The organism is Acidisoma sp. PAMC 29798 (genome assembly GCF_030252425.1).
GTDB lineage: Bacteria > Pseudomonadota > Alphaproteobacteria > Acetobacterales > Acetobacteraceae > Acidisoma > Acidisoma cladoniae.
The window spans coordinates 4225917-4252375 of record NZ_CP126994.1 but is presented as its reverse complement, the minus strand read 5'-3'; the positions used below and the strand labels follow the sequence as shown (position 1 = coordinate 4252375).

Below are 26459 nucleotides of genomic sequence, written 5' to 3'. Positions count from 1 at the left end.
ATGCGGAGCTGCTGGGTTCGACAGGTACCACATCCCCAGGGCCGATAAGCATCTCCCTTGGGAGCTGGCTCTGCTGTGACCCTGGTCACAGTACCTGGCGCCCACCTGCACAAGCAGGCTCTGGGAGGATGAGAACGCCACCGGCTTTGGTGGCTCCGCACATTTCCATTTCGATACATCCATGACCATCGATCACCTCAAGGCTCAGGCGAGACGGGTCATGCTCGACCGACGCGCGGGCTTGAGCCCGTCGCTCGGCGCCGCCCTCAGCCACCACTTCCTCCGTGATTGGACGCTCCCGCCCGGCGCGATCGTCGCAGGCTTCTGGCCTCTCGACGGGGAAATCGATATCAGGCCCCTGCTCCACGCGTTGCACGACCGCGGCAATGCCATTGCCCTGCCGGTCACCGGCAAGCGCGGCGAAGCCCTGATCTTTCGCCTCTGGGCGCCGGGCACGCCACTGCTGGCAGGCCGCTTCGGCACCCGCCATCCAGATGGGGAGGCGGTGGTGCCCGATGTGCTACTGATCCCACTGCTCGCCTTCGACACTGCGGGCAATCGGCTCGGCTATGGCGGCGGTTTCTATGACCGGACGATCGCGGCCTTGCCTGACGCCACCCGCATCGGCTGCGCCTTCGCGGCCCAAGAACTGGACAGCGTGCCGATCGGCCCGTACGACCAAAGGCTGCATGCCATCGCGACCGAGGATGGCGTGCGACCCTTCGCCGTGCCTGCCCCTCCCTAAATCCCTGAACGGAACCCGATGCGCATCCTTTTCCTCGGCGACCTCGTCGGCCGCGCCGGCCGCGATGCCGTGGCAGCCGCCTTGCCCGATCTTCGCCGTCGCCTGCGGCTCGACCTCGCGATCGTCAATGCCGAGAATGCCTCGCATGGCTTCGGCCTCGCCCCCGACATGGCGCGCACACTGTTCGAGGCGGGGGCCGATGTCCTGACCCTGGGCAACCACGCCTGGGACAGGCGCGAGATCATCCCCTTCATCGCCTCCGAAAAGCGCGTGATCCGGCCGATCAACTTTCCTACCGGCACACCCGGCGCCGGCAGCGTTCTGCTGACGCTCGCGGATGGCAGGCGGGCCTTGGTGATAAACGCCATGGGCCGACTGTTCATGGAGGCGCTGGATTGCCCCTTTCGCGCGACGGAGGAGGTGCTCAGCCGCCACAAGCTCGGCGCCGGGGTCCAGGCGGCGGTGGTCGATTTCCACGCCGAAGCCACCAGCGAGAAGCAGGCCTTCGCGCATTCGTTTGACGGTCGGCTGTCCCTCGTCGTCGGCACCCATACCCATGTGCCGACCGCCGATCACCAAATCCTGAAGAAGGGTACTGGCTATATGACCGATGCCGGGATGTGCGGGTCCTATGACAGCGTCATCGGCATGGCTAAGGAAGCTGCGGCGGAACGCTTCTGGCGCAAGATGCCGGGCGAACGACTGCAACCGGCGGAGGGCGATGTGACGATTTCGGGGGTCTTCCTGGAAACCGACGACACCACCGGCCTCGCCCGCACCATCGCGCCGCTCCGCCAAGGTGGCAGGCTTTCTCCAACCTTCCCGATCCTTGAACAGGCGCCGGCGTTGCTGGAATGAGGCTCGCCGCCGTCACGATGGTCTATAACGAGGTCGATTACATCGACCTCTGGTGCCGTCATTACGGCGCCCAGGTCGGGGCGGAGAATTGCTTCGTCATCGATCACGGCTCGGATGACGGCACAACCGACGGGCTCGATCCAGTCAAAGTCGTTCGCATTCCCCGCAGCCCACAGGATGATGCGTGGCGCGCCGGGATGATCTCACGCCTCTGCGCTGAACTTCTGACATCCTATGACGTCGTCATCTATGTCGATGTCGATGAGTTCCTGGTCGCCGATCCCCGTTATCACCGCAATCTGGCGGACTGCGCGCGCGCCATGACGGGGCCGGTGATGACCGCCATCGGCTTGGAGGTGTGGCATCTGGCCGAGAGCCAGCCCGCGATCGACATCGGGCGTCCCATCAGCCTTCAGCGGGACTGGGTCTGGTTCAGCTCGGGCCTATGCAAGGCATCGATGATCCGCGAACCTGCCACCTGGTCACCGGGCTTTCACAGCACCGAATCCCCGGTCGCTTTCGATCACCTCTATCTGTTTCACCTGCGCTATTTCGATGTCACGCGCGGCCTGAATCGCCTCGCGCGCACGCGACAAATGCCCTGGGCCTTCGACTATATCGGTCGGCATCAACGGGTGACGGACGAAGGTTGGCTCGACATCGTCCGTCGAACCGCGAAACGACCGAAATCCAAGGTGACGGATTTGGATGCGCGCAAGGAGCCTTTGGCGTCCCTGCTGCGCGATGTGGTCGAGAGCCAGGCCGGACGGGAAACAGAGACCTACAAGATCAAGCTGAACATCGTCAGCGAGGCGCTTTTGCCGCTCCCGGCCCGGTTTCACGGCCGGTTTTGAAGCGACTGGCGTAACCCAACCCAAACCGTCATGCGCGGGCTTGACCCGCGCACCTACCCGCGGCGGCGCCCTGACCATATGTGGGTGCCGCACCGGGTAGGCCCGCGCATCAAGTGCGCGGGTCACGATGAAATTGGAGCGATTTACGGCGCCGCCGCTTTCTGCACGGCCTTGAACAAATCCAACCGCGAATACAAACCAAACGCCGAGCCGTTATCCAGGAATCCACCGCCCGGCCCCTCGGTCGCGGTCAGAATGTCATCCGCCTGCGACAGCGTCAGGGACGGAAAGGCGATCGTCAGCAGATAGCCCGCCTCAGGCGCGATCTTGCCAACATCCTCGACCATCGCGGCCGTCTTCGGATAGACGACGGGCAGGCCATAGGTCTGCGTCGACTCATAGAAGGCCTCGTTCGCGGCCGGATTGGCAAAGCGGCCGGTATCCTCGGATGCGCAGGCCGGCACGGCCATCTTGCATCCAGGCTGCAGAGCGGCATCGAAATCGGCCCGCGCCGCCGTCACCGCCGCCGGATAATCGGCGATCGGCTTGGAGCCCTTTAAAGTCGCATCGACATAATCGGGCTTATTGGCAAGCATCTGCGCGACATCGTGCAAAGCGAGGGTTCGCCCCGCGATGACGTCCATGGCGTAATGCGCGCCAAGGACGATGCGGTCATTGCCGTATTCCGCCGCACGCGTGATCTGCTGGGAGTACCGCGTCGGCACCATGAAGGCGAGCACGAGCGATTCGGTATAGCCATAGGTCGTGTGGCCGCTCGGGAAAGACGGATTGGTCGTCAGGTTCTGGATCGGGCCGTACAAGTAATCGTGGTTGGTCGCCATGACGCCGAAGAAGTCCGGCCCCTTGATGGGTGTCAGGCTCGGTTCGGTCTGGAAGGGGCGAGAATCCCCGAAAGGATCGGCGCCGCTGCTGCCGATCGGATGGCCGGTGGAGCTGCCGAAGATATCCGTAACACCGCCTGCGGCGGTCATGATCGCCGTGGCCGCGGCGGAGACCGGCTTCTTGCCGTTCATCGTGCCGTTCGAGAAGAAGAACTTGCCCGAGCCCGCATCGGATGACGTCAAACCACTCGTATAGGCGAAGAGATTGGCGACGCTCGGCGCAACATTCTTGAAGGTCTTCGTGGTGCCGTCATCGGGGCTGCTATAGGCCGTGAGCGACTGATAGACGCCGCCAAGACGCGAGCCCAGTCCGTCTGCCAGCTCGGTGCCGTTGCCACTCGTGATGAAGGCATCCCGCAGCGCCTGTTGCTGCTGCTGCACAAAGGGCAGCAAGGTCGGCTGCTTGGCGCTCCCATCCTGAATGGCGGCCGTGACGCTTTCATCGCTCGCGAGAGCGGCTTTTCCGGCGGTTGTCGCGCCCAGGACACTGACCGGAACGAGGCCCCGCAGAGCTTCGAGATTGGTCGCCGTTTGCGCAAAGGCGGCACCCGGCGACACGGCCGCGATGGCAAGGATCGCGCACAGGGAAGGGCGGTTTGGCAGGCGCATGGTGAACTCCGATCTGGCAGAGCCCCGGCTTACCTGTTCCAGAACCCCGAATGGAGGGCCAGAGGTCGAAACTGTGGCTGTGTCACGGAAACATCTTTCCGCGACGTCGTTCAAGCGTGAACGTTGTTCTTGGTCTTCGCCATCTCGCGATCGGTATCAGTAATATAGTCGCGCGTCAGCGGCGCTGCCGTCTGTTGCCGGGTGAGCTGCACCTGGAAATTGACGTGTTCCTGATAGCGGAAGGCGAGTTCGGAGCCGGCCAGGTAAAACTCGAACATCCGGCAGAAGCGCTCGTCATACAGCGCCTGGATGGCGTCGCGGTTGGCCGCGAAACGCCGCCGCCAATGCCGCAGCGTCTCGGCGTAATGCAGCCGCAGGACCTCGACATCCGTCGCGATCAGCCCCGAGCGCTCAATGGGGAGCATCATTTCCGACAGCGCCGGGGAATAGCCGCCGGGGAAGATGTATTTGGCGATCCAGGCATTGGTGGTGCCGGGACCATCGGTGCGGCCGATGGTGTGGATCAGGGCCACGCCATCGGGTTTCAGGGCGCGCTTCACCACCTTGAAGAAGGCGGCGTAATGATTGATGCCGACATGCTCAAACATGCCGACCGAGACGACGCGATCGAAGCTCTCGTTCATGGACCGATAGTCCATCAACTCAAACCGCACGCGGTCAGACAGACCTTCGGCTTCCGCCCGCGCCCGCGCTTCGGCCAGCTGTTCGGTGGACAGCGTGATGCCCGTGACGCGCGCGCCATAGTCGCGCGCCAGTGTCAGGGCCATGCCGCCCCAACCGCAGCCGATGTCGAGCACAGTGAGATCGGGGCGATCCAGCTTCAGCTTGGCGGCGATGTGATGCTTCTTGGCGAGCTGCGCCTCCTCCAGGGTTTCGTCGCCCTTGGGGAAATAGGCGCAGGAATATTGGCGGTCGCGATCCAGGAACAGGCTGTAGAGGCGGCCGCTGAGATCGTAGTGATGGGCCACATTGCGCCGCGACTTGACGGCGGAATTCAACTGGCGAAGGCGGCGCACCATGGTGCCGAGCACCATGCGGCCTTGCATCATCGGCACCGCACCCATGCCGGCGAGCTGAAGGTTGGAGAGCAGAACTTCCAGCACCTGGTAGATGCTACAACCCTGCGGCACCAGCGTCTGGTCCATATAGGCTTCGCCGACCCCAAGGCCGGGATTCATGACGATGGCGCGAACGGTCTTGTCGTCGGTGATTTGGATGGTGCAGGCGCCGTCGACGGAGCCGCCGCCTGGGCGCTTGGCGGTGCCGTAACTGGTTTGGGTGCCGTTCGGCCAAATGACGGTCAGGCCACCCTGGCGAATGATGCGTGTCAGAAGGCGATCAAATATCTGTCGCATTGTCACTCTCGTCTCAGAAGCCGTCGGCCGGTGCCGAAATCGTGCCGCGCATCCAACATTACCAAATCGATAATCCGCTCGAACGAAACTGGCAAGTAATCCTGCCGCCGGGTCTGGTCATCGTCGGGTTTGGCGGACCCAAGACAGCAAGAAGCCGGCAGACCCTGAGATCTGCCGGCTTTTTGATGAAGCACCTCAATCCACCTTCGTCATCCGCGCACGTGATGCGTGGATCCATGGACGCCCATGGATCCACCGATCAAGTCGGTGGATGACGTGTGGAAACTAGGCTAAAAGGCGTCCGAATCCGCCGATCAGGCGGCCGCTTCGGTCTCGTCATCGAAGCCGAGTTCCTCGGCAGTCGGGTCGGCATCTTCGCCGGCGGCACGGCCGACGGCTTCGCCGCGACCCTGCTTCTCAGCTTCCTCGGGGCTGCGCGCCACGTTCACCGCCACCTGGATAACGACTTCCGGGTGGAGAACGACGCGCACCATCCGCACGCCCAGCGTCTTGATCGGGTGATCAAGCTCGACTTGGCTGCGGTTGATCACCAACCCGCCGGCGGTCGCGCCGTCCGCGATGTCGCGGTTGGACACGGAGCCATAGAGGCTGCCCGAATCGCCCGCCTGGCGAATGAGCGTCACGCTCAAGCCCTGCACGCGCGCGGCCACGCTCTCGGCCTCCTCGCGACGCTTCAGGTTTTGCGCCTCAAGCACCACACGCTCCGTCTCGAAGCGGGCGTTATTCTCTTTCGTGGCGCGGAGCGCCTTCTTCTGCGGGAGGAGGAAGTTGCGGGCATAGCCCGGCTTCACCTTAACCCGGTCGCCCATCTGCCCAAGCTTCTCAACGCGCTGGAGCAGGATAAGTTCAATGGCTGCCATGATCCGTCTCCCTTAGTGCAGAACGTAGGGGAGCAGCGCCAGGAAGCGGGCGCGCTTGATGGCGCGCGCCAACTCACGCTGCTTGAGCGCCGACACTGCCGTGATGCGCGACGGCACGATCTTGCCGCGCTCGCTCAGGAAGCGGGACAGCAGACGCACGTCCTTATAGTCGATCTTCGGCGCGTTCGGGCCGGAGAAGGGGCAGGACTTCTTGCGACGGTAGAAGGGGCGGCGAGCGCCAACGGCCGCGCGGCGCGCGGCGGGATTAACGTCTGTCGAGTCTGACATAATTACATCTCCTCCGGCATCGGGCGCATACGCCCGTCGCCATCATCATCATCCCGGCCGGGGCGGAAATCCTCACGGGCGCGGAATTCCTCACGATCGTCATAGCGGCGGCGGCCACTGTCGAAGCGACCCGCGGGCTTCGGCCCACGGAAGCCACGATCGTCAGCCTTACGCGCCAGAACGGCGGAGGGGACATCGTCGATCTCTTCGACGCGGATGGTCAGGAAGCGCAGCACATCTTCATTGAGGCGAAGCTGGCGCTCCATCTCGTTCAGCACCTTGGGCTCGATTTCGAGGCCGAGGAGCAGGTAATGGCCCTTCCGGTTCTTCTTGATCCGGTAGGCGAGGCTGCGCAGGCCCCAATATTCGCGCTTGCGGACCGTGGCACCATCGGCCTCGATCTGGGCGACGACCGTGTCGGCGATGGTATCGACCTGCTGCTGCGTAATCTCACTGCGTCCAATCACGACGCATTCGTATAATGGCATGCTTTTCCCTCCGGATGTATCGGCCTGGAATTGCGGCTCCGGGACTCCGGACGCAGCCAAGCACAGCCGGGAGCGATGCCTTCGCCCCGGCAGGGAGCGCGCAAAGGCGCAGATCTCGCTTCATTTCGCAAGGCAATCCTGATCTGCAACGACGCACTATCACCCGGTCATGCTTGCGTTTTCCGGTAATCCCGTCGTAAGGCTGGCGCCATTCATGAGCACATCGACCGCCGTTGCACCGACCCACGCGCGGGATACCGTCACCCCTGCTTTGTTGCTGGGCGTGCTCGGCATCGTATACGGTGACATCGGCACCAGCCCGCTCTATGCCCTGAGCACCTGCCTGACGTTTTTTGGCAAGGCCGGCATGACCGAGGACACCGTCCTCGGCATCCTGTCGATGATCTTCTGGTCGCTGATCCTGGTCGTGACCGTCAAATACGTCACCTTCGTGATGCGCGCCGACAATCACGGCGAAGGCGGCATCCTGACCATGATGGTGCTGGCGCAGCGGGTGACACGACGGCCCAAGGTCGCCTCGGCTGTCGCCATGATCGCCATCATCGGCGCCTGCCTGTTCTTCGGCGATGGCATGATCACCCCTGCCATTTCGGTACTCTCGGCGGTGGAGGGTCTGGAAGTCACCGCGCCGATATTCAAGCCAGCCGTGCTGCCGCTGTCGGTGCTGGTGATCGGCCTGCTGTTTGCCTTTCAGTATCGCGGCACCGCGACCATCGGCCGCATCTTCGGTCCCGTCATGGCGGTCTTCTTCCTGACGATCGGCCTGCTCGGCGTCACGCAGATCGTTCATAACCCATCGGTCCTGCGGGCCCTGTCCCCCAGCTATATCGTGATCTTCGCGGCCCATCATGGCCTGGTGACCTTCGTCACCCTGGGCTCGGTCGTGCTCGCCGTGACCGGCGCCGAGGCCCTCTATGCGGATATGGGCCATTTCGGGCGTCGGCCGATCCAGCGGTCCTGGACTTTCTTCGTGCTGCCCTGCCTGGTCCTGAATTACTTCGGCCAAGGGGCACTGATCCTGCGAGACCCGGACGCGCTGGACAATCCGTTCTTCCTTCTGGCGCCGCTCTGGCTGCGACTGCCGCTGGTGATCCTGGCCACCGCCGCGACGGTCATTGCCAGCCAAGCAATGATTTCGGGCGCCTATTCGGTCGCCCGACAATGCGTGCAGCTCGGCTTCATTCCGCGCATGATCGTGCGCCATACCAGCGAGACCGAGGAAGGGCAGATCTACCTGCCGCAGGTCAATACGATCATTCTGATCGGCGTATTGCTGCTTGTGCTGTCCTTCCGCAGCAGCGCGGCCCTGGCCTCCGCCTACGGCGTCGCCGTCACCGGCACCTTCACCTGCACCACGCTGCTCTCCGCTTTGGTGTTTCGCCGGCAGTTCAAATGGTCCCGCGCCGCGACGCTCTGCGTTTTCGGTTCGCTCTTGATCCTCGACCTGCTGTTCTTCACCTCCAACCTGCTCAAGGTGCCGGAAGGCGGCTGGGTACCGCTGGCCGTGGGCCTGGTGCTGATGGCGATCATGACGTCGTGGAAGCGCGGGCGGGAGCTGATGCTGCAGCGCTGGAAGCAAGATAGCCTGCCGCTCAACTCCTTCCTCGCCCGGCTGCCGGCCTCGCGCATCATCCGTGTGCCCGGCACCGCCGTCTTCCTCACCGGCAATGGCGCCTATGTGCCCAATGCGCTGCTCCATAACCTCAAGCATAATAAGGTGCTGCATGAGCGGGTCTTCCTCGTGACCGTGCAGACCGCCGATGTGCCGGAGGTGCCGGAAGCGGAGCGCGTGGAGGTTGAGGAGCTGGCGCCCCAGGTCAATCGCGTCACGGTGCGCTACGGCTTCAAGGAAAGCCCGAACATCCCCAGGGCGTTGGAAGAGATGCGGGTGGTGGGTGTGCCCTTCGACCCGATGCAGACGAGCTACTTCCTGGGCCGGGAGGTGATCGTGCCGGCCTTGGTGCCGAAGCTGCCCTTCTGGCGGCTGTGGATCTTCCTGGTGCTGTCGCGGAACGCCGTCGCCGCGACCGAATTCTTCCGTATCCCGAGCGACCGGGTGGTGGAACTCGGCGTTCGCATCGCAATTTAATCCACCAAAGCCGGCGCATCCGGCTCCTCGATCGTCGTTGCGATGGCGCGACCCTCGAAGGCGGCCGCGATCAGCGCGCGGGTATAGGCTTGCTGCGGATTGGCGAAGATCGCCTCAGCCGGCCCCTCCTCCACCACACGGCCACGGCGCAGCACAATGATGCGATGCGCAAGCGCGCGCACGATCCGTAGGTCATGGCTGATGAACAAATACGCGAGACCGTGGCTGGCCTGAAGCCGCCGTAGCAGATCGACGATCTGAGTCTGCACCGATCGGTCTAGCGCGCTGGTCGGCTCGTCCAGCACCATGAAACGCGGCTGCAGCACCATGGCGCGGGCGATGGCGATGCGCTGCCGCTGGCCGCCGCTGAACTCATGCGGATAGCGCCCCAACACCGTGTCGGTCAGCCCGACCTCCTCCAGCGCCGCCACCACGCGCCCATGCCGCTCGGCGCGCGTCAGATGCTTGGCATGGACCTTCAACCCCTCTGCGACGATCTCCTCCACCGTCATGCGGGGGGACAGGCTGCCATACGGGTCCTGGAAGACGATCTGCATGTCCCCACGCATCGATCGCAGCTTGCGCTCAGTCATCGTCGCGATGTTCTGGCCCCCGAAGCGGATATCGCCCTGCGCCTGTTCCAGACCCAGCATCGCGAAGCCCATGCTGGTCTTGCCGGACCCGCTTTCGCCCACCAGCCCGACCGTCTCCCCCTCATGGACCGTCACCGACACGCCATCGACGGCCGCGACATGGCCCACGGACCGGCGCATGACGCCGCGCCGGATGGCGAAGTGTACGCTGAGCTTATCCGCCGCGATCACCGGCTTGGCGCCGACGGGCACCGGTGCGGGACCGCCTTTCGGCTCCGACGCCAGCAGCATGCGCGTGTACGGATGCGTCGGATGCGCGAAGACATCCGCCGCTGTCCCGGTCTCGACGATCTGGCCCGCCTTCATCACCGCGACACGATCGGCATGCTGGCGGACGATACCGAGGTCATGGGTAATCAGCAGCAGCCCCAGGCCATGGGCGGCTTTCTGCGCATCGAGCAAGGCCAGGATCTGGGCTTCGATCGTCACGTCCAGCGCCGTCGTCGGCTCGTCCGCAATCAGCAGCGGCGGATCGTTGGCCAAGGCCATGGCGATCATCACGCGCTGCCGCTGGCCGCCCGAAAGCTGATGCGGAAAAGCGTCCAGCCGATGCTCAGCATCCGCGAAGCCTGCCTGGCCCAGCAAAGCGATCGCCCGCTCGCGCAAGGCCTCGCGGCTCATCCCCGCCTTATGGTGCAGCTTCACAGCCTCCGCCACTTGGCGGCCAATCCGGTGCAGGGGATTGAGGCTGGTCATGGGCTCCTGGAAGATCATGCCGACCTTGCCACCGCGCAGGCGCCGCAGCTCCGGCTCGCGCATTGCCGTCACGTCCTTGCCGTCGATCTCGATGCGGCCGGCCATCACATCGGCCCCGGGCGGCAACAGCCGCAGCAGCGACAGCGCAGTGAGGGACTTGCCCGAACCGCTTTCGCCGACGAGGGCCAGGGTTTCGCCGCGCGCCAGGGTGAAGGACACATCCTGCACCACGGGGCGGCCCCCGAACGCGACGGTCAGTCCTTCGACGATAACGAGACTCATCGGAAACCGGTCTTTCGTGGATTGAAGGCGTCCCGCACCGCCTCACCGATGAAGATCAGCAGGATCAAAAGACCGCCGAGGACCGCGAAGGCTGTGATGGCAAGCCACGGGGCTTGAAGATTGTCACGCCCCTGGGACACCAATTCGCCCAGGGATGGCGACCCCGGGGGCAGGCCGAAACCGAGGAAATCCAGGCTCGCGAGAATGGTCACCGAACCGGACAGGGTGAAGGGCAGGAAGGTCAAGGTCGCGACCATGGCATTGGGCAGGATGTGGCGGCGCATCAGCGCCATGTCCGACACGCCCAAGGCCCGCGCCGCGCGCACATAATCCAGCGTGCGACCGCGCAAGAATTCCGCGCGCACCACGCCGGTCAGGTTGATCCAGTTGAACAGCAGCAGAAACAACAGCAGCACCCAAAAGGACGGCGCGATGATCGAGGACAGGATGATGAGCATGAACAGATCCGGCAAGCCGGACCAGACTTCAATGAACCGCTGAAACAACAGATCCGTCAGGCCGCCGTAAAACCCCTGGACCGCTCCGGCCAGGATGCCGATCGTCGAGGCAAGCGCCGTCAGCGTGAAGCCGAACAGCACCGAAATGCGAAAGCCGTAGATCACGCGGGATAATACGTCTCGCGCCTGATCATCGGTGCCAAGCCAGTTCCGCCAACTGGGCGGCGAGGGTGCGGGGTGATTGAGGTTGGTCACCGTCGTGTTGTAGCAAAACGGGATCAGCGGCCAGATCATCCAGCCATGGGCGCGAATGGCTTTGGCGACGTCGGGGTCTGAATAATCGGCCTCGGTCGGCATGAAGTCTGCGCCGAAGCGATCCTCGCTATAGTCTGTCAGGATCGGAAACAGATACTGGCCGTTGAAGCGCACCACCAGCGGCCGGTCATTGGCGACGAGACCGGCGAAGAGGCTGATGCCGAAGAGCACGAGGAAGATCCAGAGCGCGTAAAAGCCGCGCCGATGCGCCCGGAATGCCGCCAGGCGCCGGCGATTGAGCGGCGAGACCCAGACCCTTTGCCGGGTGATGATGGCATTCGTCTCGCTCATCGGCGGGAGGCGAAGTCGATGCGCGGATCGACCACCGTATACAGGATGTCACCGACGATCTGCATGACGAGGCCGAGCAGCGAGAACACGTACAGCGTGCCGAACATCACCGGATAGTCGCGTTGCAGGGCCGCCTGGAATCCCAACTGGCCCATGCCATTGAGCGAGAAAATGATCTCGATCAGCAAAGCCGAGGTGAACAGGATGCTGATGAAGGCGGCCGGGAAGCCCGCCACGATCAGCAGCATGGCATTGCGAAAGATATGGCCATACAGCACGCGCTGATTGCTGGCGCCCTTGGCCCGGGCCGTCAGCACATATTGCTTCCCGATCTCCTCCAGGAAGCAGTTCTTGGTCAGCATCGTCAGGCTCGCGAAGCCGCCCACCACCATCGCGACCGTGGGCAGCACCATGTGCCAGCCATAATCCAGCGCGCGCTGTGGCCAGGGCCAGTGTTGCGAGCCGGCGCTGGTCAGGCCGCGCAGCGGAAACCATTGCACGGCCGTGCCGCCCGCAAAGACCACGATGAGCAGGATCGCAAAAAGGAAACCGGGAATGGCGTAGCCGATCAGCACGATCAGGCTGCTGACGAGATCGAAGCGACTACCGTCCCGCGTCGCCTTGGCGATGCCGAGGGGGATGGAGATCAGGTAGATCAGCAATGTCGACCACAGACCGAGCGAAATACTCACGGGGATTCGTTGCAGGATGAGCGACCAGACGGACTGGCCGAGAAAGAAGCTTTGACCGAGGTTGAGGGTCAGATAGCCCTTGAGCATGAGGCCGAAGCGGGTGAGCGGCGGTTTGTCGAAGCCGAACATATGGCGCATCTGCGCGACCATCTGCGGGTCTATCCCCTGTTCACCACGATAGAGGCCGACCGACGGCATCGCAGCCTCAGACGCGGCGGCGCCGCCCATCCCCATGCTGCCGCCATGGCCCTTGAGCTGGGCGATCGCCTGTTCCACCGGCCCGCCGGGCGCCAATTGCACCACGAAGAAGTTGATGGCGATAATGCCGAACAGCGTCGGGATAATGAGCAGCAGGCGGCGCAGCAGATAGGCGGCCATCAGCCCTCAGACGCCATTGGAATGATGCCGCTGTGCATCTGTCGTCCGCGCGAGATCGGCGTCGATCCACCAGCTGTCGATATCGAAACCCGCCAGCATGGATTGCGTCGGATGACCGAAGACATTCCAGAAGGCGAGCCGGAACGCGCCCAGATTGAATTGCGGCACGACATACCAGCCCCAGAGCAGCACGCGGTCCAGCGCATGGGTGGCGGCGAGCAACTCGCTCCTGTCTTTGGCCGCGATGACCGTCTCGACCAGGGCGTCGATGACCGGGCTCGACGCACCCATCTGGTTATTGCTGCCAGCGAGCTTCGCGGCAGCGGAGCCCCACCAATCCCGTTGTTCGCTGCCCGGAGACGCGGATTCGGGAATGAGCACCACGGTCATGTCGTAATCGAAGGCGTTCATCCGCGCCTGATACTGTGACGGATCGATCACCCGCACCGTCACCGTTATTCCGAGCCGTTTCAGATCCTGCGCATAGGGCAGGGTCGCCCGTTCCAACGACGGATCATAGAGAAGAATTTCGAAGGTCAGCGGCTGCCCGGCCGCGTTCTTCATTTCGCGGTCTTGCACGGTCCAGCCCGCTGTCTTCAAAAGCTTGAGGGCCGCCAGCAGCGCCGGGCGATTGTTGCCGGACCCGTCATTCACCGGCAGCGTGAAGGGCTGGGTGAAAAGCTCCGGTGGAAGCTGGGCGCGATATGGCTCCAGCAGGGCGAGTTCTGCGCCGGCAGGCACACCGGAGGAGGCGAGGTCGCTATTGTTGAAATAGCTCAGGCTGCGCTTGTAGCCGCCATAGAACAGCGTCTTGTTCTGCCATTCGAAATCATAGGCCATCGCGACCGCCTGGCGAACGCGTGCGTCCGCAAAGACCGGGCGCCGGGTATTCATGCCGAAGCCTTGCATGCCCGTCGGCAGATGATTGGCGAAGACTTCTTTGCGGACGAGGCCTTTCTGAACCGCTGGAAAATTGTAGCCGGTGAACCAGTTCTTCGAAATATTCTCGTCCCGAAAGTCGATCTCACCTGCCTTGAAGGCCTCCATCGCGACGCTGGGATCGCCGAAATACTCGAAGGTGATGCGGTCGAAATTGAAGAAGCCGCGACACACCGGCAAGTTTACCGCCCAGTAGTCGGCACGGCGACGATAGGTGACGGACCGGTTGAGCGCGACGGACTCGATCCCGTATGGGCCGGACCCCAAGGGCGGTGCGATCAGCGGCGCGGTGAAATCACGGCCCTTCCACCACGCCTCGGACATGACAGACAGCTGCCCGAGAATCAGGGGCAATTCCCGCGCCGCGCCGGGGTGGAGATGGAAGATCGCGCGATGGTCGCCGGATACTTCGACCGCAGACACCGCCGCGTAATAGGTCTGGAAAAAGGGCTGACCCTGGCTGCGGAAGGTCTTGAAGCTCCAGGCAAGATCGCTGGCGCGCACGGGCGTGCCATCCGCGAAACGCGCTTCGGGGCGCAGATCGAAGGTCACGCTGCTATGGTCCGGAGCGATCTGGATGGTTTCAGCGACCAAGCCATAAGCGGCATTCGCCTCATCGGAGGACGGGCGCAGCAACGTATCCCACAAGTAACTGGCGCCAGCCGCCGGGGTGCCGCGAATGATGAAGGGATTGAAGCTGTCAAAGCCGCCGACTTCACTGAAGGTCACGGCGCCGCCCTTGGGGGCATTGGGATTGACGTAGGGGAAGGCGGTGAAACCAGCCGGCAATGCCGGCATCCCCGTGACAGCGACGCCGTATCCACCCGTCGGAATGCTTTGCGCACGCGCGCCCAGTGGCAGGGCGAGAAGCCCGGCCGAGGCGGTCAGGAAGGTCCGTCGCTGCATCAATCCTCCCCAATCCTTGCAAACCGATTTTTGACGGCTGGTCTGCGTTATTAATGGAACGTCCGCTGCCGGATCGAAAGCCCTGATCCGTCGAGGGGAGGTGACGGTTTAGTCAGCAAGCACCCGGATCGCAGGCGCCAGCAGCGCCGCATCGCCCAGCGCCAGCACGTCGCCATTGCCGTCGAGCCGCAACGGCGCGCCGGACCAATCGGTCACGCTGCCGCCGGCGCCGGTAATGACCGGCACGAGCGCCGCCCAGTCCCACGGTTTCATGTCCGCTTCGGCAATGACGTCGATCTGCCCGAGGGCCAGCAGCCCATAGGCATAGCAATCGCCGCCCCAACTCGTGCGGCGCACGGCGGCGCGCATGCGCGCAAAAGCCGGCCGCGTTCTGTCGTCGAAGATATCCGGGCTGGTGCAGGAGAGTTCTGCCTGCCCCAGGCTCGGGCAGGGTCGGCATCCCGCGCGTCCACCCAGCGGGCCGGTGAAAACGGTGGGGCGGCCGGCGACGCCGACCCAACGCTCCCCCGTGATGGGCTGGTCGATGATGCCGATGATCGGCGTCTCATCCTCGATCAGGGCGATCAGGGTGCCGAAGGTGGTGCGCCCGGTGATGAAGGCGCGGGTGCCGTCGATGGGGTCCAACACCCAACGCAGGCCGCTGCCGGTGGTGCCGGTGGCGCCGAATTCCTCGCCGATGACCGCATGGTCGGGGCAATGCTCGGCAAGAATGGCGCGCATCGCCTGCTCGGCGGCTCGGTCGGCCAGCGTCACCGGGCTGTCATCGGCCTTATCGTCCGGCACCAGGCCGGCGCGGAAATGCGGCCGCACCACCACGGCCGCCGCATCCGCCAAAGCGAGCGCGATGTCCAGAAACCCCGTCGTCGCGCTCATGGTGAGACGTTACGGGTTGGGCGTCTGGGTGCCGGTCTTGGCCCCAGGCGTCGTCGTATCGGCAGTTTTCGCCACCGGGGCATTCGACTTCGCGGCCGGTGCGGGCATCTTGCCCGGTGCGGCGGCGGCGGCCGGCAAGGCCACCGGCTTGTCGGACAGGGTGCGCAGATAATCGACCACATTGGCCCGCATCTTGGGCTGCGGAATGCCCGCGTAGCTCATTGTCGTGCCCGGCGCGAAATGCTGAGGATTGGTCAGCCAATCATCCAGCTTTCCAAAATCCCAATTGCCCCCGACCTTTTTGAGGGAGGGCGAGAAGGAATAGCCCGGCGTGCCGGCAATGGGCGCGCCGACCATGTCATACAGATTGGGGCCGACCATGGCGGCGCCGCCCTTGGTGAAGCTGTGGCAGGACCCACACGCCTGGGCCGCGAAATCCCCACCCTTGCCGGGATCGGCACTGGCCAGGAGCTGGTTGAGGCTGGGCCCGACTGGTGCTGCAGGCGCGCCACCGCCGGCGGGCACGGCCGCGGCCGATTCCTCTTTCTTCTGCGCGGCCTGGGCGGCCGCGACCTCAGCCGAAGTCGGCAGAGCCACCGGCGCGGTCGATAGGCTGCGCAGGTAGCCGATGACGTCGGCGCGGCTCTGGATGCTGCGCATGCCCGGATAGGTCATGTGCGTGCCGGGCGCGAAGCTCTGCGGGTCGTACAGCCATTTGTTGAGCTGCTCATAGGTCCAGGTGCCGCCGACCTTGGTCAGCGCCGAGGAAAAGCTATAGCCAGCAGCAGCGGCCACCTTGGCGCCTACGACATTATAGAGGTTGGGGCCGACCATCGCGGCGCCGCCTTGCGTGAAGCTATGGCAGGACCCGCAGGCCTGGGCGGTGGTAGAGGCGCCGGCCGAGACATCGGCCTTGGCCATGAGGGGCAGGATGGTGGGAATGATGACGCGGGCGGGCCCGCCCATCGATTCGGCCGCACCTTGGATGGTGATGGCGGTCTTTTCGAGTTCCTCGGGATGAACCACGAGATCCGCGACGAAGCCTGCAACCATAAAGGCCATCCCGGCGACGAGTACCGCCGCGAAAGCCTTGTTGCCTTCCAAACCTGCCATGCACCGACCCCAGCACTATCCGAGCGAACGGGGGCGGCGTGGCAACCGGGCGGCCGTGGCCGCCATGCAGCAATCGCGGAACACGCCCCGAACTTGCCCGCACCATAGGGAATGGCTACCAGCGCATCAACCCGCCCAGGTGGCGATCCTTCGATCGAGGTCCCCGATGACGCCGATTTTCCCGCCCATGACCGCTGCGCCCGAAATGACCTCTTCATGACCATGGGATTGATCGCTTTTCAGGGCGTGCCGGGCGCCTATTCCGACCTCGCCTGTCGCAAAGCCTTCCCCGCGATGATGACGCTGCCCTGCCCGACCTTCGAGGCAACCATCGACGCCGTGCGCGAAGGCCGCGCCGGGCTCGCCATGCTGCCTTGTGAAAACAGCCTCGCGGGTCGCGTGCCCGATATCCATTCCCTGCTGCCCGATAGCGGCCTTGCCATCGTCGGCGAGCATTTCGAGCGCGTCGAGCATTGCCTGCTCGGCGTTCCGGGCGCCACGATCGACGTCGTGCGGCGAGTGCATAGCCATGCGGTGGCGCTCGGTCAGGTCCGTCGTCTATTGCGCGCGCACGACATGGTTCCGGTCATCGAGGCCGACACCGCCGGTAGCGCCGCCTTGGTGGCGGACTGGGGCCGGCCGGAAGATGCGGCCATCGCCTCGTCCCTCGCCGCCGAGCTGTATGGGCTCGACATCCTGCTCCGCAATGTCGAGGACGCGGCCCATAACACGACCCGCTTCTATGTCGCGGCGTTGGAGCCACGGCTCGCGGCCCCCGATACGGACGGGCTGATGACGACCTTCGTCTTCCGGGTCCGCAACGTGCCGGCGGCGCTCTACAAGGCCCTGGGCGGATTTGCCACCAATGGCGTCAATATGACCAAGCTCGAAAGCTACATGGTCGGTGGTCAGTTCACCGCGACGCAATTCCTGTGTGAGGTCGAGGGTCATCCCGAGCATCCGAATCTGCGGCTTGCGCTGGAAGAGCTCGCCTTCTTCTCGCATGAGACGCGCATTCTCGGGGTCTATCCGGCGGCGCTGTTCCGGCTCGCTCAGCAGATGGATATTGGCGGATAACGCTTCGCTCATCCGCCCTACACGGCGCCTCGACTCGTAGGGCGGATGAGCGAAGCGCTATCCGCCAGCCGCGCCACCGGCCGCTCTTCGACTCTCCGCCCGAGCCAACCGCCGAGTTTGCGAAACGGCTCCTCGATGCAGTACCAAGTCACTGTCGACAGCGCCAAGACGAGGCCGAGAACCATCAGGGTCCAGACGATGCCATCGACCCGATGGCTGAACGGCAGGCGCGTGGCCGGGAAATGCGGCCAGACGAGACCGATCATCTCCTCATGCGTCAGATAGACGGAATAGGAGATGCGGCCGAGCCAGAAGCACCAGCGGGCATTGAGCGCCCAAGCGACGATGCCGCTCTCCCAAGACAAGGCGACGATCAGCAACCCGGCGAAGAGGGGAATGTATGGCCCCTGCCCGATGCTCGCCGCGACCACGATGCAACCCAGCGCGATCAGCTCGATCACCGACGCCACCAAGCGCGAGGGATCGGCGATCTTTTCGGACAGCAGCCGCAACGCCATGCCCAAGCCAAAGCCGACCAAGCCGCGCGCCACAGCGCCATCGCCCCAGACATAGAGATCGTAAATCTGGATGTGATGTTCCAGCCCCGCCAGAGCGACGATCACGCCGGCCAGGACCCAGATCGGGGCGACGCGCAGCCGCATGATGGCGATGGGGAACAGGATGTAGCAAATCACTTCGATCCCGACCGACCAGCTCACCGCATTCCACATCAGCCGGTGATAGATCAAGGGTTGCAGCATCAGGGAGAAGACGGGCAGCCACCGCAGCTGCTGCTCCTGATTGTGAACCCCGAAGCGCAGATAGGCGTCTACCCAGATCAGCAGCATTCCGGCAATGACCGCCCAATGCATCGGATAGATGCGAAAGGCGCGTCGCGTCAGGAAGCGGCCGACGCCGCGCCATTCCAACCCGCGATAGACGGTGGTCAGGATAAAGCCGCTCAGGATGAAGAAGATATCCACGCCGGCATAGCCGTAATGAACCAGCCCGGGCCAAAGCTTGTAACCCACTAGGCCCATGTTGAGGTCGAAGTGGAGGCCGACAACCCACAAGGCCGCAAAGCCACGGATCGAGGTGAGAGCAATGCTTTCCTTGCGCATGCAACCCTTCCACCGCAGAGGCCGCGCGGCGTCAATGGCACCAAAACGCAAAGGGGCGACGCACCTTCCGGTCCGCCGCCCCTCTCTTCAACCCGTCGGGCCGAGATTTACGCCGCTGCGGCTTCCGCCGGAGCGTTCAGCAATTCGACCTTGCCGCCCGCCTTTTCGATCGCCGCGATCGCCGTCGCCGAAGCGCCGGAGACCGCAACCGTCACCGCGCGGGTGATCTCACCGCGGCCCAGCAGACGAATACCGTCCAACTTGCCTGGCCCGATCACGCCGGCAGCGCGCAGCGCCACTTCTGTGATGGTCTGGCTGGCATCGATCTTGCCGTCCACAATGGCCTTCTCGATCACGTCGAGGTTCAGCGGCGTGAAGACCTTGCGGTTCACGTTGCGGAAGCCACGCTTCGGAAGACGACGATAGATCGGCAGCTGACCGCCTTCGAAGCCGTTGAGGGACACACCCTCTCGCGCCTTCTGGCCCTTCACGCCGCGGCCGGACGTCTTGCCCTTGCCGGAGCCGATGCCACGGCCAAGTCGCTTGGACTTGGGGCGGGCGCCGGCATTGTCGCGCAGTTCATTCAACTTCATGGTGTCAATCCTGGGTCCTGACGCTGCCGTCAGACCTGCTCGATAACCTGGATCAGATGGGCGACCTTACGGATCATGCCGCGCACCGAAGGAGTATCCTCCAAGGTGCGCTCGCGGCGGATCTTGTTCAGGCCAAGGCCTTTCAGCGTCGCCTGCTGGCCGGGCTTCTGCCCATTGCCGGAGACGAGTTGTCTTACTGTTACGGTGCGATCAGCCGACATCTGCCGCCTCCCCAGGAATATCGCGCTTGCCGAGAAGGTCGGAGACCTTCTTGCCACGACGGGCCGCGACCGAACGCGGGCTGGCGCAGTTCTGCAAAGCGTCGAAGGTCGCCTTGATCATGTTGTGCGGGTTGCGGCTACCCATGGACTTGGCGACGACGTCACCAATGCCGAGGGTTTCCAGAACCGCACGCATCGGGCCGCCGGCGATGATGCCCGTGCCGGCCGGAGCCGCGCGCAGGATGACATGACCGGCGCCGTAGTGACCCAGCGCATCATGATGGAGGGTACGACCCTCCTTCATCGGCACGCGGATAAGGCCGCGCTTGGCCCGCTCCGTCGCCTTGCGGATCGCTTCCGGCACTTCACGCGCCTTGCCGGCGCCGAAGCCGACGCGGCCCTTCTGGTCGCCAACCACAACCAGGGCTGCGAAGGCGAAACGACGTCCGCCCTTAACAACCTTGGCGACGCGGTTGATGGTGACCAGCTTGTCGATGAATTCGTCGTTGTGCTCGCGTTCGCGCTCACGCCCGCCGCCGCCTGACCTCGGATCCCGTGCCATTTTGCTTCGTTCTCCTTAGAAGGCCAGGCCGCCCTCGCGGGCAGCCTCCGCAAGCGCCTTGACGCGACCGTGGTACAGATACGAGCCGCGATCGAACACGACTTCCTTGACGCCATTTGCGATCGCACGCTCGGCGACCAGCTTGCCGACGGCCGAGGCCGCGTCCTTGTCGGCGCCCGTCTTCAGCGCTTCCAGCAGATCGGGATCGATGCTGGACGCAGCGGCCAAGGTGCGGCCAGCGACATCGTCGATGACCTGGGCGTAGATGTGCTTGCTGGAGCGAAACACCGACAGCCGCACCCGGCCACCGGATTTCTGGCGCAGCTGGAAGCGCAGACGCTCCCGCCGACGCTCCCGGAGATCCTGGTTCGCGCTCATTACTTCTTCTTACCTTCTTTACGGCGGATGGTCTCGTCGGTGTACCGAACGCCCTTGCCCTTATAGGGCTCCGGCGGACGCTTGGACCGAATTTCGGCCGCAACCTGACCAACCAACCGCTTGTCCACACCCTCGACCCGGATCGCCGTCGGCTTGTCGCAGGTGATCTTGATCCCTTCCGGGATCGCATAGACCACATCATGCGAATAGCCGAGGTTAATGACCAGGTTCTTGCCCTGAACCGCAGCGCGATAGCCCGTGCCGGTCACATCCATCGACTTCGCAAAGCCAATGGACACGCCCTTGAGCATGTTCGCGACGAGGGCACGCGTTGTGCCCCACATCATGCGGGAATTCGCGGCCTTGGAACGCGGCACGACCGTGACGCGGCCATCGGCGACCGTGGTATCGACCAGGTCGGTCAATGGCAGCCTCAACTCGCCGAGCTTGCCCTTCGCCACCAGGATATTGTTGGTGACGGAAACGTCGACCCCGGCAGGAATGACGACCGGATATTTGCCTACACGTGACATTGATCCAGCCCCCTCAGAAGACGCGGCAGAGGACTTCGCCGCCAACATTGGCAGCGCGAGCCTCCTGGTCGCTCATCACGCCACGCGGCGTGGACAGGATCGAGACGCCGAGGCCGCTATAAACCCGCGGCAGCTCCTTGATCTTCGAATAGACGCGTCGGCCGGGGCGGGAGACGCGTGTGATCTCCTTAATAACCGGCTGGCCTTCGTTGTATTTCAGCTCGATGCGAAGCTGGGCGATGCCAGGCCGCAGTTCTTCGCTGGAGAAGCCGCGGATAAAGCCTTCGCGCTTCAGCACATCGAGAACATTGGCGCGCAGGCGGGACGCCGGGGCGACGCAGACGCTGTGGTTGGATCGCTGCGCATTACGAATGCGGGTCAGCATATCCCCCAAGGGATCGGACATAGACATGGAAGATCCCCTTTCCTTACCAGCTCGCCTTGACCATGCCAGGGATCTGCCCGGCACTGGCAAGGTCACGAAGCGCAATGCGGCTCAGGCGGAACTTGCGATAGTTCGCGCGTGAACGACCCGACAGCTCACAGCGCAGACGAATGCGCGTGGGCGCACCGTTGCGCGGCAAAGCCGCGAGCTTCACAGAAGCCTCGAACCGCTCTTCCACCGGAAGGGCGCGGTCTTTCACGATCGACTTCAATGCCGCGCGCTTCACCTTGTCACGAGCAGACATGCGCTCGCGCTTGGCGTTACGGTTGACCTGGGAAGTTTTGGCCATCCTGTCTCTGTCCTCCGGAACCTATCGACCCACGCCGAAGCGGGTGTCGCGGTTTTCCAAATCTCGTCTCGTTAAGCTCAGTTCGCGAACGGAATGTAGAAGTTCTTTAGAAGAGCCTTCGCTTCCGCGTCAGTCTTTGCCGTCGTCACGAACACGATATCCATGCCCCGGATCGCATCTACCTTGTCGTAGACGATTTCCGGGAAGATGATCTGTTCCTTGACGCCCATGGCGAAGTTGCCACGACCGTCAAAACCCTTGCCCGTGATGCCGCGGAAGTCGCGGACGCGGGGCAGAGCGATCGTCACGAGACGATCGAGGAACTCGTACATCCGAGCCTGCCGAAGCGTGACCTTGCAGCCGATCGGCAGACCCTTGCGGATCTTGAAACCCGCAATAGCCTTTTTCGCCACCGTCTTCACCGGCTTCTGGCCGCTGATCAGCATCAATTCGGCAACCGCCGCATCGAGCTTCTTCTGGTCGGCCGCAGCCTCACCGACGCCCATATTCAGCACGATCTTCTCGAGCCGAGGCACCTGCATGACGTTGGAATAGTTGAACTCAGTCTGCAGCGCGGCCCTTACAACTTCGTTGTAATGGACGTGCAGTCTCGGCCTAGCCGTCACTTCACTCACCCCTGCCTCCTCAGCTTTCGATGAGAGCGCCGGTCTTCCGGGCGACGCGGACTTTCCGCTTGTCGTCCAGAATCCGGAACCCCACCCGGGTCGGCTGATCCGTCTTAGGATCGATCAACATAACATTCGACAGGTCGATGGCGCGTTCGCTCTCGATCCGGCCGCCCTGCTGGCCTGCGCCTGCGGGCTTCTGATGCTTCGTCTTCATCGCAACGCCCTGCACAACCGCACGGTTGAGCTTCGGCATGACCTGAAGAACTTCGCCGCGCTTGCCCTTGTCCGAGCCCGCGATGACGACAACGCTGTCACCCTTACGGATACGAGCGGCCATGATCAGATCACCTCCGGCGCGAGGCTGATGATCTTCATGAACTTCTTGGCGCGCAGCTCGCGAACGACGGGCCCGAAGATACGCGTGCCGATCGGCTCGTTCTGCTTGTTGATCAGAACGGCGGCATTGCGGTCAAAACGGATGGCGCTGCCGTCCGAGCGACGCACCGGGTAAGACGTGCGCACGATCACCGCCTGGTGGACGTCGCCCTTCTTCACCTTGCCGCGCGGAATGGCATCCTTCACGGAGACGACGATAACGTCGCCCACGGAAGCGGTACGCCGCTTCGAGCCGCCAAGCACTTTAATGCACAACACTTTCTTGGCGCCGGAATTGTCGGCGACATCGAGCGTGCTTTCGGATTGGATCATGCGATCCTCCTCAAACCGGGGCTGCGGCGGGCGCGCCGGCGTCAGCGGCGATCACATGCGTCTCGGGGGACATGTGTTCCCCGTTACGCTCGATCACCATCCAAGCCTTGCGCTTGCTGATCGGAGGGCATTCCTCGATCCGCACCATGTCGCCGAGCTTGCAGGTATTCTCTTCGTCATGCGCGGCATAACGCTTCGAACGGCGGATAAACTTCTTGTACAGCGGATGCATGACGCGACGCTCGACCAAGACGGTAACCGTCTTGTCCATCTTGTCGCTTACAATCCGCCCTGACAGGACGCGCTTAGACATCGCCCTTATCTCCTCAGGCTTTGGCGGAAGCGCGTTGGCGCTCCGCAATGACAGTCTTCACCCGGGCGATTTCCCGGCGGACAACCTTAACGCGGCTGACACTCTCGTTCTGGCCGGTCGCGCGCTGGAAACGCAGGTTGAACTGCTCCCGGCGAAGATCGAGCAACAGGGTCGAAAGCTCATCCGGGGACTTGACCCGGATATCGGTCGCTTTGGTCATATCACGCCTCCCCGATGCGGGTGACGAACTTGGTCTTGATCGGCAGCTTGGCGGCGCCGAGCGTCAGCGCTTCCTGCGCCGTCTCCTGCGAGACGCCGTCGATCTCGAACATGATGCGGCCAGGCTTCACACGGGCCACCCAGAATTCCGGGCTACCCTTGCCGGAGCCCATGCGGACTTCGGCGGGCTTCACGGAAACGGGCACATCCGGAAAGATGCGGATCCACACGCGACCGGCGCGCTTCATGTGACGCGTGATCGCCCGACGAGCGGATTCGATCTGACGCGCGGTGATGCGCTCCGGCTGCAGGGCCTTGAGGCCGAATGCGCCGAAGTTCAGCTGCGTGTTACCCTTGGCCAGACCGTGAATACGGCCCTTATGCGCCTTGCGGTATTTGGTGCGCTTGGGAGAAAGCATTGTCCGTGTCCAATCCTTACCGCTGCGGCGCCTGTTCGGCGGCCTTGCGGTCCTGCGCCATCGGGTCGTGCGTTAGAATCTCGCCCTTGAAGATCCAGACCTTCACGCCGCAGGTGCCATATGTCGTCTTTGCCGTCGCAACACCGTAATCAATTTCCGCACGCAGGGTATGCAGCGGCACGCGACCTTCGCGGTACCACTCCATCCGCGCGATTTCGGCGCCACCGAGACGGCCGCCGCAATTGATGCGGATGCCCTGGGCGCCCAAACGCATGGCGGACTGAACGGCGCGCTTCATGGCGCGGCGGAAAGCCACCCGACGCTCAAGCTGCTGGGCGATGTTCTCGGCCACCAGCGTCGCGTCGATCTCAGGCTTACGAATCTCCATGATATTCAAGGAGACCTCAGCCTTCGCCATGACCGTCAGTTCTTTGCGCAGAACCTCGATGTCCTGACCCTTTTTGCCGATCACGACGCCCGGGCGGGCGGCATAGATCGTGACGCGCGGCTTCTTCGCAGGACGCTCGATCACCACGCGGCTGACGCCGGCGCCGGAGAGCTTCTTGCGGAGATGGGCACGCAGCTTCAGGTCGTCATGCAGCAGGCGCGCATAGTCGCGGCCAGCATACCAGCGGCTATCCCAGGTGCGGTTAATACCAAGCCGCAGCCCAATCGGATTGACTTTATGACCCATGTTATGCGGCCTCCTGCGCGGGCTCGGGGGCAGTTTCCTGCGCCCGCTCAGCGACGACGATCTTCAAATGGCTGAACCACTTCTCGATGCGCGATGCGCGACCGCGACCACGGGCATGGAAGCGGCGCATCACGATGGAGCGGCCAACCTCCGCCTTGGTCACGACCAGCCGATCGACATCGAGCTGATGGTTGTTCTCGGCATTGGCGATCGCGCTCTGCAGCGCCTTGCGCACGTCCTGCGCAATCCGCTTCTTGCTGAAGGTCAAAGTCGCGACAGCGGCGGCCGCAGGCTGGTTGCGGATCATGCCGGCCACGAGATTGAGCTTGCGGGGGCTCACGCGAATATTGCTGACCAGGGCCTGAGCCTCGGTCTCGCTCAGCTTACGGGGATATTTTGGCTTGCTCATCGGATTAGCCCCGCTTCGCCTTCTTATCGGCCGAATGGCCGGTGAAGGTACGCGTCGGCGAGAATTCGCCGAACTTGTGCCCCACCATGTTCTCGTTCACCACGACAGGCAGAAACTTGTGCCCGTTGTAGACGCCAAAGGTCAGGCCGATGAACTGCGGCAGGATCGTCGAACGACGCGACCAGATCTTGATGATCTCGTTGCGGCCGGAGACCCGTGCGGCCTCGGCTTTGTTCAGGAGGTACCCGTCCACGAACGGGCCTTTCCAAACGGAGCGTGCCATGAGGTTAGCCCTTGCTCTTGTTGCGCCGGCGGATGATCAACTTGTCCGTCCGCTTGTTGACGCGTGTCTTATAGCCCTTGGTCGGCTTGCCCCACGGCGTGACCGGATGACGACCGCCCGAGGTGCGGCCTTCGCCACCACCGTGCGGATGATCGACCGGGTTCATCACGACGCCGCGGTTATGCGGACGACGGCCGAGCCAGCGCGAACGCCCGGCCTTGCCGATATGGATGTTCGAGTTGTCCGGGTTGGACACCGCACCGATCGTCGCCATGCATTCGGCGCGAACGACGCGAAGCTCACCCGACATCAGCTTGACCTGGGCATAGCCCGAGTCCTTGCCGACGAGCTGAGCGAAAGTGCCGGCCGAACGTGCGACCTTGGCGCCAGCGCCCGTCTTCATCTCGATATTATGGATAATCGTGCCGACCGGAATCGAGCCCAGCGGCATGGCATTGCCCGGCTTGATATCCGCGCGCTGGCCCGACACCACCGTATCACCCACCGCAAGGCGCTGCGGCGCGATGATGTAAGCGAGCTCACCATCCTGATACTTCAGGAGGGCGATGAACGCCGTACGGTTCGGATCGTATTCCAGACGCTCGACCTTCGCCGGCACATCGAACTTGCGGCGCTTGAAGTCGACGACGCGATAGCTCTGCTTGTGTCCGCCGCCCCGGAACCGAACCGTGGTCCGGCCGTGGTTGTTACGACCGCCGGAGTGCGACTTGCCCTCCGTCAGGCCCTTGACGGGCTTGCCCTTCCAAAGCTCGTTCCGCGCCACCATGACGGTGCCGCGAAGGCTCGGGGTTACGGGTTTAAAGTGCTTAAGTGCCAT

Annotated in this window: 34 protein-coding genes and 1 other RNA gene; 6 read left to right on the top strand and 29 right to left on the bottom strand. The window is 63.6% G+C overall.

What is annotated here, in order from left to right:
• The first annotated feature begins 2 nt into the window (after positions 1-2).
• The 4 genes from ssrS to QP803_RS20400 all read left to right on the top strand — a co-directional run bounded on the left by ssrS (position 3) and on the right by QP803_RS20400 (position 2457).
• Positions 3-160, top strand: a non-coding RNA gene (ssrS, locus tag QP803_RS20415) — 6S RNA.
• A 21-nt stretch (positions 161-181) separates the two neighbouring features.
• On the top strand, positions 182-745 hold the full coding sequence (locus tag QP803_RS20410) for a 5-formyltetrahydrofolate cyclo-ligase (RefSeq protein WP_284945305.1): 564 nt from the start codon (positions 182-184) through the stop codon (positions 743-745).
• 18 nt (positions 746-763) lie between these two features.
• Positions 764-1603, top strand: a complete 840-nt coding sequence (locus tag QP803_RS20405; RefSeq protein WP_284945304.1) for a TIGR00282 family metallophosphoesterase — start codon at positions 764-766, stop codon at positions 1601-1603.
• Positions 1600-2457 carry a glycosyltransferase family 2 protein gene (locus tag QP803_RS20400; protein ID WP_284945303.1) on the top strand — a complete coding sequence of 286 codons (858 nt, stop codon included), beginning with the start codon at positions 1600-1602 and terminating at the stop codon, positions 2455-2457. Before QP803_RS20405 ends, QP803_RS20400 begins: the two co-directional genes overlap by 4 nt.
• A gap of 143 nt (positions 2458-2600) precedes the next feature.
• Here QP803_RS20400 and QP803_RS20395 read toward each other — a convergent pair whose 3' ends face one another.
• The 5 genes from QP803_RS20395 to rpsF all read right to left on the bottom strand — a co-directional run bounded on the left by QP803_RS20395 (position 2601) and on the right by rpsF (position 7001).
• On the bottom strand, positions 2601-3968 hold the full coding sequence (locus QP803_RS20395) for a phosphatase PAP2 family protein (protein WP_284945302.1): 1368 nt from the start codon (positions 3966-3968) through the stop codon (positions 2601-2603).
• Between the two features lie 110 nt (positions 3969-4078).
• Positions 4079-5344 carry an SAM-dependent methyltransferase gene (locus tag QP803_RS20390; protein WP_284945300.1) on the bottom strand — a complete coding sequence of 422 codons (1266 nt, stop codon included), beginning with the start codon at positions 5342-5344 and terminating at the stop codon, positions 4079-4081.
• Between the two features lie 314 nt (positions 5345-5658).
• A complete protein-coding gene (gene rplI / locus QP803_RS20385; protein ID WP_284945299.1) occupies positions 5659-6225 on the bottom strand; it encodes a 50S ribosomal protein L9 in 567 nt (188 codons plus the stop codon).
• Positions 6226-6237: 12 nt separating this feature from the next.
• On the bottom strand, positions 6238-6513 hold the full coding sequence (gene rpsR, locus QP803_RS20380; RefSeq protein WP_158806221.1) for a 30S ribosomal protein S18: 276 nt from the start codon (positions 6511-6513) through the stop codon (positions 6238-6240).
• 2 nt (positions 6514-6515) lie between these two features.
• Positions 6516-7001 carry a 30S ribosomal protein S6 gene (gene rpsF, locus QP803_RS20375; RefSeq protein WP_284945298.1) on the bottom strand — a complete coding sequence of 162 codons (486 nt, stop codon included), beginning with the start codon at positions 6999-7001 and terminating at the stop codon, positions 6516-6518.
• Positions 7002-7215: 214 nt separating this feature from the next.
• Here rpsF and QP803_RS20370 point away from each other — a divergent pair, with 214 nt between their 5' ends.
• Positions 7216-9111, top strand: a complete 1896-nt coding sequence (locus tag QP803_RS20370; protein ID WP_284945297.1) for a potassium transporter Kup — start codon at positions 7216-7218, stop codon at positions 9109-9111.
• On the opposite strand, the gene QP803_RS20365 is transcribed toward QP803_RS20370, so the two are convergent.
• The 6 genes from QP803_RS20365 to QP803_RS20340 form a co-directional block, all read right to left on the bottom strand.
• Positions 9108-10742, bottom strand: a complete 1635-nt coding sequence (locus tag QP803_RS20365; protein ID WP_284945296.1) for an ABC transporter ATP-binding protein — start codon at positions 10740-10742, stop codon at positions 9108-9110. The two genes, QP803_RS20370 and QP803_RS20365, sit on opposite strands and share 4 nt — an antisense overlap.
• Positions 10739-11806, bottom strand: a complete 1068-nt coding sequence (locus QP803_RS20360) for an ABC transporter permease (RefSeq protein WP_284945295.1) — start codon at positions 11804-11806, stop codon at positions 10739-10741. The genes QP803_RS20365 and QP803_RS20360 overlap by 4 nt, the downstream gene beginning before the upstream one ends.
• Positions 11803-12876 carry a microcin C ABC transporter permease YejB gene (locus QP803_RS20355; RefSeq protein WP_284945293.1) on the bottom strand — a complete coding sequence of 358 codons (1074 nt, stop codon included), beginning with the start codon at positions 12874-12876 and terminating at the stop codon, positions 11803-11805. Before QP803_RS20355 ends, QP803_RS20360 begins: the two co-directional genes overlap by 4 nt.
• 6 nt (positions 12877-12882) lie before the next feature.
• The gene (locus QP803_RS20350) at positions 12883-14721 is read right to left on the bottom strand and encodes an extracellular solute-binding protein (RefSeq protein ID WP_284945292.1); all 1839 of its coding nucleotides are present in this window, start codon (positions 14719-14721) and stop codon (positions 12883-12885) included.
• Positions 14722-14829: 108 nt separating this feature from the next.
• Positions 14830-15615, bottom strand: coding sequence for an inositol monophosphatase family protein (locus QP803_RS20345; RefSeq protein WP_284945290.1), 786 nt, complete (start codon positions 15613-15615; stop codon positions 14830-14832).
• A 9-nt stretch (positions 15616-15624) separates the two neighbouring features.
• Positions 15625-16728, bottom strand: coding sequence for a c-type cytochrome (locus QP803_RS20340; RefSeq protein ID WP_284945288.1), 1104 nt, complete (start codon positions 16726-16728; stop codon positions 15625-15627).
• A 216-nt stretch (positions 16729-16944) separates the two neighbouring features.
• Here QP803_RS20340 and QP803_RS20335 point away from each other — a divergent pair, with 216 nt between their 5' ends.
• Complete coding sequence (locus QP803_RS20335) at positions 16945-17805, top strand: prephenate dehydratase (protein WP_284945287.1); 861 nt, start codon at positions 16945-16947, stop codon at positions 17803-17805.
• A 17-nt stretch (positions 17806-17822) separates the two neighbouring features.
• Here QP803_RS20335 and QP803_RS20330 read toward each other — a convergent pair whose 3' ends face one another.
• The 18 genes from QP803_RS20330 to rplB all read right to left on the bottom strand — a co-directional run bounded on the left by QP803_RS20330 (position 17823) and on the right by rplB (position 26459).
• Positions 17823-18926 (bottom strand): acyltransferase family protein, encoded by a 1104-nt coding sequence (locus QP803_RS20330; protein ID WP_284945286.1) that lies wholly within the window; start codon positions 18924-18926, stop codon positions 17823-17825.
• 107 nt (positions 18927-19033) lie between these two features.
• Positions 19034-19519 (bottom strand): 50S ribosomal protein L15, encoded by a 486-nt coding sequence (gene rplO / locus QP803_RS20325; RefSeq protein ID WP_284945284.1) that lies wholly within the window; start codon positions 19517-19519, stop codon positions 19034-19036.
• 29 nt (positions 19520-19548) lie between these two features.
• On the bottom strand, positions 19549-19740 hold the full coding sequence (rpmD, locus tag QP803_RS20320) for a 50S ribosomal protein L30 (protein ID WP_284945283.1): 192 nt from the start codon (positions 19738-19740) through the stop codon (positions 19549-19551).
• Entirely contained in the window at positions 19730-20302 is a 573-nt protein-coding gene (gene rpsE, locus QP803_RS20315) for a 30S ribosomal protein S5 (protein WP_284945282.1), read from the bottom strand. The genes rpmD and rpsE overlap by 11 nt, the downstream gene beginning before the upstream one ends.
• Positions 20303-20317: 15 nt before the next feature.
• Positions 20318-20680 (bottom strand): 50S ribosomal protein L18, encoded by a 363-nt coding sequence (gene rplR / locus QP803_RS20310; RefSeq protein ID WP_284945279.1) that lies wholly within the window; start codon positions 20678-20680, stop codon positions 20318-20320.
• Complete coding sequence (gene rplF, locus QP803_RS20305) at positions 20680-21213, bottom strand: 50S ribosomal protein L6 (RefSeq protein WP_284945278.1); 534 nt, start codon at positions 21211-21213, stop codon at positions 20680-20682. The genes rplR and rplF overlap by 1 nt, the downstream gene beginning before the upstream one ends.
• A 13-nt stretch (positions 21214-21226) precedes the next feature.
• Positions 21227-21625 (bottom strand): 30S ribosomal protein S8, encoded by a 399-nt coding sequence (gene rpsH, locus QP803_RS20300; RefSeq protein WP_284945277.1) that lies wholly within the window; start codon positions 21623-21625, stop codon positions 21227-21229.
• A gap of 16 nt (positions 21626-21641) precedes the next feature.
• On the bottom strand, positions 21642-21947 hold the full coding sequence (rpsN, locus tag QP803_RS20295; protein ID WP_284945276.1) for a 30S ribosomal protein S14: 306 nt from the start codon (positions 21945-21947) through the stop codon (positions 21642-21644).
• Between the two features lie 77 nt (positions 21948-22024).
• A complete protein-coding gene (rplE, locus tag QP803_RS20290; RefSeq protein ID WP_284945275.1) occupies positions 22025-22582 on the bottom strand; it encodes a 50S ribosomal protein L5 in 558 nt (185 codons plus the stop codon).
• Positions 22583-22592: 10 nt separating this feature from the next.
• Positions 22593-22913, bottom strand: a complete 321-nt coding sequence (rplX, locus tag QP803_RS20285; RefSeq protein ID WP_284945274.1) for a 50S ribosomal protein L24 — start codon at positions 22911-22913, stop codon at positions 22593-22595.
• Between the two features lie 2 nt (positions 22914-22915).
• On the bottom strand, positions 22916-23284 hold the full coding sequence (rplN, locus tag QP803_RS20280) for a 50S ribosomal protein L14 (protein ID WP_284945273.1): 369 nt from the start codon (positions 23282-23284) through the stop codon (positions 22916-22918).
• Between the two features lie 10 nt (positions 23285-23294).
• Positions 23295-23597: a 30S ribosomal protein S17 gene (gene rpsQ / locus QP803_RS20275; RefSeq protein ID WP_284945272.1), complete on the bottom strand. Its 303-nt coding sequence runs from the start codon at positions 23595-23597 to the stop codon at positions 23295-23297.
• A 13-nt stretch (positions 23598-23610) separates the two neighbouring features.
• Positions 23611-23817: a 50S ribosomal protein L29 gene (gene rpmC / locus QP803_RS20270; protein WP_284945271.1), complete on the bottom strand. Its 207-nt coding sequence runs from the start codon at positions 23815-23817 to the stop codon at positions 23611-23613.
• A gap of 1 nt (position 23818) precedes the next feature.
• Positions 23819-24235, bottom strand: coding sequence for a 50S ribosomal protein L16 (gene rplP / locus QP803_RS20265; protein ID WP_284945270.1), 417 nt, complete (start codon positions 24233-24235; stop codon positions 23819-23821).
• 16 nt (positions 24236-24251) lie between these two features.
• A complete protein-coding gene (gene rpsC, locus QP803_RS20260; RefSeq protein WP_284945269.1) occupies positions 24252-24929 on the bottom strand; it encodes a 30S ribosomal protein S3 in 678 nt (225 codons plus the stop codon).
• Between the two features lies 1 nt (position 24930).
• Positions 24931-25338: a 50S ribosomal protein L22 gene (gene rplV, locus QP803_RS20255; protein WP_284945268.1), complete on the bottom strand. Its 408-nt coding sequence runs from the start codon at positions 25336-25338 to the stop codon at positions 24931-24933.
• A gap of 4 nt (positions 25339-25342) precedes the next feature.
• Positions 25343-25621: a 30S ribosomal protein S19 gene (gene rpsS, locus QP803_RS20250; protein WP_284945266.1), complete on the bottom strand. Its 279-nt coding sequence runs from the start codon at positions 25619-25621 to the stop codon at positions 25343-25345.
• 4 nt (positions 25622-25625) lie between these two features.
• On the bottom strand, positions 25626-26459 hold the full coding sequence (gene rplB, locus QP803_RS20245; protein WP_284945265.1) for a 50S ribosomal protein L2: 834 nt from the start codon (positions 26457-26459) through the stop codon (positions 25626-25628).

What these genes read in the sequence shown, in the direction of transcription:
- rpsN (WP_284945276.1), bottom strand. Translation starts at nt 21,947, where the DNA reads ATGGCCAAAACTTCCCAGGTCAACCGTAACGCCAAGCGCGAGCGCATG.
- QP803_RS20405 (WP_284945304.1), top strand. Translation starts at nt 764, where the DNA reads ATGCGCATCCTTTTCCTCGGCGACCTCGTCGGCCGCGCCGGCCGCGAT.
- rpsF (WP_284945298.1), bottom strand. Translation starts at nt 7,001, where the DNA reads ATGCCATTATACGAATGCGTCGTGATTGGACGCAGTGAGATTACGCAG.
- rplR (WP_284945279.1), bottom strand. Translation starts at nt 20,680, where the DNA reads ATGAGCGCGAACCAGGATCTCCGGGAGCGTCGGCGGGAGCGTCTGCGC.
- rplB (WP_284945265.1), bottom strand. Translation starts at nt 26,459, where the DNA reads ATGGCACTTAAGCACTTTAAACCCGTAACCCCGAGCCTTCGCGGCACC.
- rpsR (WP_158806221.1), bottom strand. Translation starts at nt 6,513, where the DNA reads ATGTCAGACTCGACAGACGTTAATCCCGCCGCGCGCCGCGCGGCCGTT.
- QP803_RS20330 (WP_284945286.1), bottom strand. Translation starts at nt 18,926, where the DNA reads ATGCGCAAGGAAAGCATTGCTCTCACCTCGATCCGTGGCTTTGCGGCC.
- QP803_RS20390 (WP_284945300.1), bottom strand. Translation starts at nt 5,344, where the DNA reads ATGCGACAGATATTTGATCGCCTTCTGACACGCATCATTCGCCAGGGT.
- QP803_RS20355 (WP_284945293.1), bottom strand. Translation starts at nt 12,876, where the DNA reads ATGGCCGCCTATCTGCTGCGCCGCCTGCTGCTCATTATCCCGACGCTG.
- QP803_RS20360 (WP_284945295.1), bottom strand. Translation starts at nt 11,806, where the DNA reads ATGAGCGAGACGAATGCCATCATCACCCGGCAAAGGGTCTGGGTCTCG.
- rplX (WP_284945274.1), bottom strand. Translation starts at nt 22,913, where the DNA reads ATGGCCGCTCGTATCCGTAAGGGTGACAGCGTTGTCGTCATCGCGGGC.
- rpsC (WP_284945269.1), bottom strand. Translation starts at nt 24,929, where the DNA reads ATGGGTCATAAAGTCAATCCGATTGGGCTGCGGCTTGGTATTAACCGC.
- rpsH (WP_284945277.1), bottom strand. Translation starts at nt 21,625, where the DNA reads ATGTCTATGTCCGATCCCTTGGGGGATATGCTGACCCGCATTCGTAAT.
- rpsQ (WP_284945272.1), bottom strand. Translation starts at nt 23,597, where the DNA reads ATGTCTAAGCGCGTCCTGTCAGGGCGGATTGTAAGCGACAAGATGGAC.
- QP803_RS20345 (WP_284945290.1), bottom strand. Translation starts at nt 15,615, where the DNA reads ATGAGCGCGACGACGGGGTTTCTGGACATCGCGCTCGCTTTGGCGGAT.
- rpsE (WP_284945282.1), bottom strand. Translation starts at nt 20,302, where the DNA reads ATGGCACGGGATCCGAGGTCAGGCGGCGGCGGGCGTGAGCGCGAACGC.
- rplP (WP_284945270.1), bottom strand. Translation starts at nt 24,235, where the DNA reads ATGCTTTCTCCCAAGCGCACCAAATACCGCAAGGCGCATAAGGGCCGT.
- rplI (WP_284945299.1), bottom strand. Translation starts at nt 6,225, where the DNA reads ATGGCAGCCATTGAACTTATCCTGCTCCAGCGCGTTGAGAAGCTTGGG.
- QP803_RS20400 (WP_284945303.1), top strand. Translation starts at nt 1,600, where the DNA reads ATGAGGCTCGCCGCCGTCACGATGGTCTATAACGAGGTCGATTACATC.
- QP803_RS20340 (WP_284945288.1), bottom strand. Translation starts at nt 16,728, where the DNA reads ATGGCAGGTTTGGAAGGCAACAAGGCTTTCGCGGCGGTACTCGTCGCC.
- QP803_RS20365 (WP_284945296.1), bottom strand. Translation starts at nt 10,742, where the DNA reads ATGAGTCTCGTTATCGTCGAAGGACTGACCGTCGCGTTCGGGGGCCGC.
- rpsS (WP_284945266.1), bottom strand. Translation starts at nt 25,621, where the DNA reads ATGGCACGCTCCGTTTGGAAAGGCCCGTTCGTGGACGGGTACCTCCTG.
- QP803_RS20410 (WP_284945305.1), top strand. Translation starts at nt 182, where the DNA reads ATGACCATCGATCACCTCAAGGCTCAGGCGAGACGGGTCATGCTCGAC.
- rplV (WP_284945268.1), bottom strand. Translation starts at nt 25,338, where the DNA reads ATGAGCAAGCCAAAATATCCCCGTAAGCTGAGCGAGACCGAGGCTCAG.
- QP803_RS20370 (WP_284945297.1), top strand. Translation starts at nt 7,216, where the DNA reads ATGAGCACATCGACCGCCGTTGCACCGACCCACGCGCGGGATACCGTC.
- QP803_RS20395 (WP_284945302.1), bottom strand. Translation starts at nt 3,968, where the DNA reads ATGCGCCTGCCAAACCGCCCTTCCCTGTGCGCGATCCTTGCCATCGCG.
- rplO (WP_284945284.1), bottom strand. Translation starts at nt 19,519, where the DNA reads ATGAAGTTGAATGAACTGCGCGACAATGCCGGCGCCCGCCCCAAGTCC.
- rpmD (WP_284945283.1), bottom strand. Translation starts at nt 19,740, where the DNA reads ATGTCGGCTGATCGCACCGTAACAGTAAGACAACTCGTCTCCGGCAAT.
- rplF (WP_284945278.1), bottom strand. Translation starts at nt 21,213, where the DNA reads ATGTCACGTGTAGGCAAATATCCGGTCGTCATTCCTGCCGGGGTCGAC.
- QP803_RS20350 (WP_284945292.1), bottom strand. Translation starts at nt 14,721, where the DNA reads ATGCAGCGACGGACCTTCCTGACCGCCTCGGCCGGGCTTCTCGCCCTG.
- rpmC (WP_284945271.1), bottom strand. Translation starts at nt 23,817, where the DNA reads ATGACCAAAGCGACCGATATCCGGGTCAAGTCCCCGGATGAGCTTTCG.
- rplN (WP_284945273.1), bottom strand. Translation starts at nt 23,284, where the DNA reads ATGATCCAATCCGAAAGCACGCTCGATGTCGCCGACAATTCCGGCGCC.
- QP803_RS20335 (WP_284945287.1), top strand. Translation starts at nt 16,945, where the DNA reads ATGACCATGGGATTGATCGCTTTTCAGGGCGTGCCGGGCGCCTATTCC.